We start from the raw sequence: 3,318 nt of genomic DNA, 5'->3' as shown, positions 1-3,318 counted from the left end.
GGGGACTGGGGACTGGGGACAGGTAAAAAGAGGAAAATCATTCAATTTCTATTCCCTATTCCCTATTCCCTGTTTATTGTAAATTATTGTAAAATCTGTAGTGCGTAAGAACTTAATACAGGAAACCGGAATTATGCCTCTAGCAGTTGGTACAGTCGCACCTGCATTTACCACCCAAGATACAAACGGCAATACCGTATCATTATCTGATTTTGCTGGGAAGACCGTAGTTTTATACTTCTATCCCAAAGATGATACGCCAGGCTGCACCAAACAAGCTTGCAGTTTCCGTGATGCCCAAACAGAATATGCAAACAAAGACATTGTTGTGCTGGGTGTGAGTGCAGATGATGAAAGTTCTCACCAAGCATTTACAGCTAAATTTAATTTAAATTTCCCCTTACTAGCTGATACCAATAAAAGCATCATTACTGCTTACGATGTTGATGGTGGTGGTTATGCCAAGCGCGTTACCTACGTCATTGACCCCAGCGGTAAAATTATTCATGTTGACGCAAATGTGAATACTCCCACCCATGCTAGTGATGTTTTAAAAGCAATAGGTTTGTAAAAGGAGTCAGGAGTCAGGAGTCAGAATGAAACAATCACAACTGACAACTGACAACTGACATTCAACTATTTATCTGACGGGAAAATAATTAACGGTGATGAGTTTTGTCCCGGCGTTGATGAACTAGGATTTTGCTGTTGCTGACCTTTCATTTTTGCTCGTAGTTTGGCTTGATATTCTGCCGCTGCTTCATCTATTTGTTGACTTTGTTGTTCAGAATTCCAGTTGAGAGTACCGAAATTTGCCTGATGAATCATGTTCAGCATATCAAAGCCTGAGCTATTACCTGTTAAGGGATTGCTATTTTTATCACTATCCAAAACACTAAAAGTTTGCTCAGTATCAGCCCAGCTAGGTTGTGCTGTTAGCAAAGACGCAAAACTCAATCCGGTAGCAGTAGCTATCAAGATTTTTTGAACTGGTAAAGATGGTTTTTTCATGAGATTTCCCCTCACATTCTGCTTTCTATATTAGTAAGCATTCAGCCGTCAGCCATCAGCAGTCAGCAAGAAAGAACAAAACCATCAATAATAGCCAGGACTTAAGCACTATTGACGGAATAACTAACCGCAGAGGACGCAGAGAACACAGAGGAAGAAAAGTTTGAGAGGTTTTTGCGTAAGTCCTAATAGCCTTAAAATTGCTCTCATTAATACTGGTGCAGTTTGACACAGCAGGAGTATTCTTGTTATTAACTCAGTCTCTCTCCAGGTAATAGCTGATTACTGATTATTGATAGCTGAATACTTACCTATCTTAAGCAAGAGTTCGGCGTAATTGGGGTTGAATGCTGACTAAAGTCACGACAGCAAATCCTAGCAACACTAATAATGCTCCTCCAAAGGTAACATCACCCCAAAAAGCTTGCATTACCACATCATTTAATCCCCAGTTGCTATGTAAATACAAATAGCGTATGGGTTCAATGGCATAGCTAAGAGGGTTGAGGGTAGCGACGACTTGTAACCAACCAGGCATAAAGGATAATGGTGCTAAGGCGGTGCTGGCAAATAATAAAGGTAAGTTAGTTACGAAAATAACCGCGATTAATTCTATGTGTCCTGGTAAAGCAAAAGCCAAACCGAGGGAAATAGCGGTGACACCCAAAGCCAGCAGGAAAACTATTAAAGCGATCGCACCCAACCCAGCCACATCTGGTAAACCTGCACCCAAAAATGCTGCTGCACCGACAATTACTGCTGCTTGCAGTAAACTTTGGCTAATAATGAAAATTGCCGAAGCAAAAACAATCGAGAAGCGTGAAGCTAAGGGTGCAACTAGCAACCGATTCAAAAAGCCAAATTCCCTGTCAAACATCACAGGTAAACCTGCATTTAAAGCCCCAGCAAAAGCAGTAAATACAATTACACCAGCCGCGAGGAATTGACCGTAATTTGTCGTACTACCAAATAAACCTTGAGGGGCATTTTGGAATAATGCACCAAACAATACCAACCACATCACCGGTTGAATAATTCCGGCTAGGAGGCTAGAAGGACGGCGTTGCAGTTGAATAAACAGACGACGAGTTAAAGCTAGGGTTTCTTGGATGATTTCTGCCAAGAAGTTGGGTGTAGTTTCAGGAACTACTGTAGGTGAGGTTAGTTGTTGCCAATTAATATCTGTCTTCATAGCAATTTTAACATTAGATATACAGGGTGTAAGATTAAAGTGGCTGAATTATAAACATTGCTGCACTTGGGAATTAGCAAAAAATATTTATAATTCTTAATATGCCATTATATCAAAAAATGATTGAGAAGTTGATTAGGATTTAGTGACAGATATGTATTTAACTAACTAGGTTAACTTTAATGTATAATAAAACTTGCTGTATATATTTAAATATGTGGAATATTATGCAGATGATTGATCTTATAGCAAACAGCTCTACCCTTTATATAGTTCGTATTAAAGTTGAACAACTTTTTGGTAGCTATAACTCTATTTTAGTTAAATAAGATAGTTACAGTGAAATAGATTCTTCATCACTGATTATCATTTATGGGGACAATGGTTCTGGTAAAACCACTATTATAAAACTCTTATTTCATTTGCTATCACCACATCCTTGACATGGACATCGTAAATTTTTAACCCAAAACCCTTTTAGTAAATTTTCTGTAATTTTTGCTGATGGAAATAGCATCATTGCTAGTCGAAATAATTCCGAGCTAACTGGCTCATTTCAAATGCAAATTTTGCAAAATCAAATTAGTATTTTTGATGCGCTCATTGATCATGAATATGATAAACAAAAACAACACTTACCAAGTGATGAGTTTTGTAACAAGTTAACAGAACTTCAATTAGCTATGTTTTTTTTAGGTGACGACAGAGTTTTAAAAAGTGATATCTTACCAGAAGATGATGATAATGATTTATATGAAAAAAACCTTAGACAGTTGATGATTTCTAGAAGAAGGACTTCATCATCAAATGTTTACTTATTAGATGATGATTCTTTAATTAACAGAGATATAGTATTAAAAACATCTATTGAGAGAACTGAAGAATGGATTCGTGACCAAGCATTCACAGGTACAAATCAAGGAGAAGCAAATGTACACAATATCTATGAAGAAATTATTACTAAAATTCTGCAAAACTCGGAGAGTGAAGTTGCAGAAGAATTACCCAAATCTCCGGAAATACTAATTAATAACCTCATAGATGCAGATAATCGTAGTAAAGATTTTTCTCGATTTGGACTAATGTCACCATTAGACAGTCAAAAAATTGTTAAT

Annotated in this window: 5 protein-coding genes; 3 read left to right on the top strand and 2 right to left on the bottom strand. The window is 37.3% G+C overall.

Annotated elements, in window-relative coordinates; all coding sequences use genetic code 11:
- The first annotated feature begins 133 nt into the window (after positions 1-133).
- A complete protein-coding gene (locus A0J48_RS26165; RefSeq protein WP_200327493.1) occupies positions 134-571 on the top strand; it encodes a peroxiredoxin in 438 nt (145 codons plus the stop codon).
- A 65-nt stretch (positions 572-636) separates the two neighbouring features.
- Here A0J48_RS26165 and A0J48_RS26160 read toward each other — a convergent pair whose 3' ends face one another.
- The gene (locus A0J48_RS26160) at positions 637-1,011 is read right to left on the bottom strand and encodes a hypothetical protein (protein ID WP_200327492.1); all 375 of its coding nucleotides are present in this window, start codon (positions 1,009-1,011) and stop codon (positions 637-639) included.
- A 316-nt stretch (positions 1,012-1,327) separates the two neighbouring features.
- Entirely contained in the window at positions 1,328-2,203 is an 876-nt protein-coding gene (locus tag A0J48_RS26155) for an ABC transporter permease (protein WP_200327491.1), read from the bottom strand.
- 344 nt (positions 2,204-2,547) lie between these two features.
- On the opposite strand from A0J48_RS26155, the gene A0J48_RS27815 reads away from it, so the two are divergent.
- Both A0J48_RS27815 and A0J48_RS26145 read left to right on the top strand, forming a co-directional pair.
- On the top strand, positions 2,548-2,646 hold the full coding sequence (locus A0J48_RS27815; RefSeq protein ID WP_200327494.1) for an AAA family ATPase: 99 nt from the start codon (positions 2,548-2,550) through the stop codon (positions 2,644-2,646).
- 117 nt (positions 2,647-2,763) lie between these two features.
- Positions 2,764-3,318, top strand: a 555-nt coding sequence (locus A0J48_RS26145) for a hypothetical protein (protein WP_200327490.1), incomplete at its 3' end; no start/stop codon positions are given.

Origin of the sequence: Sphaerospermopsis aphanizomenoides BCCUSP55, from assembly GCF_001586785.1 — a bacterium.
Classification (GTDB): domain Bacteria; phylum Cyanobacteriota; class Cyanobacteriia; order Cyanobacteriales; family Nostocaceae; genus Sphaerospermopsis_A; species Sphaerospermopsis_A aphanizomenoides_A.
This window is presented reverse-complemented; position numbering and strand designations above follow the sequence as displayed.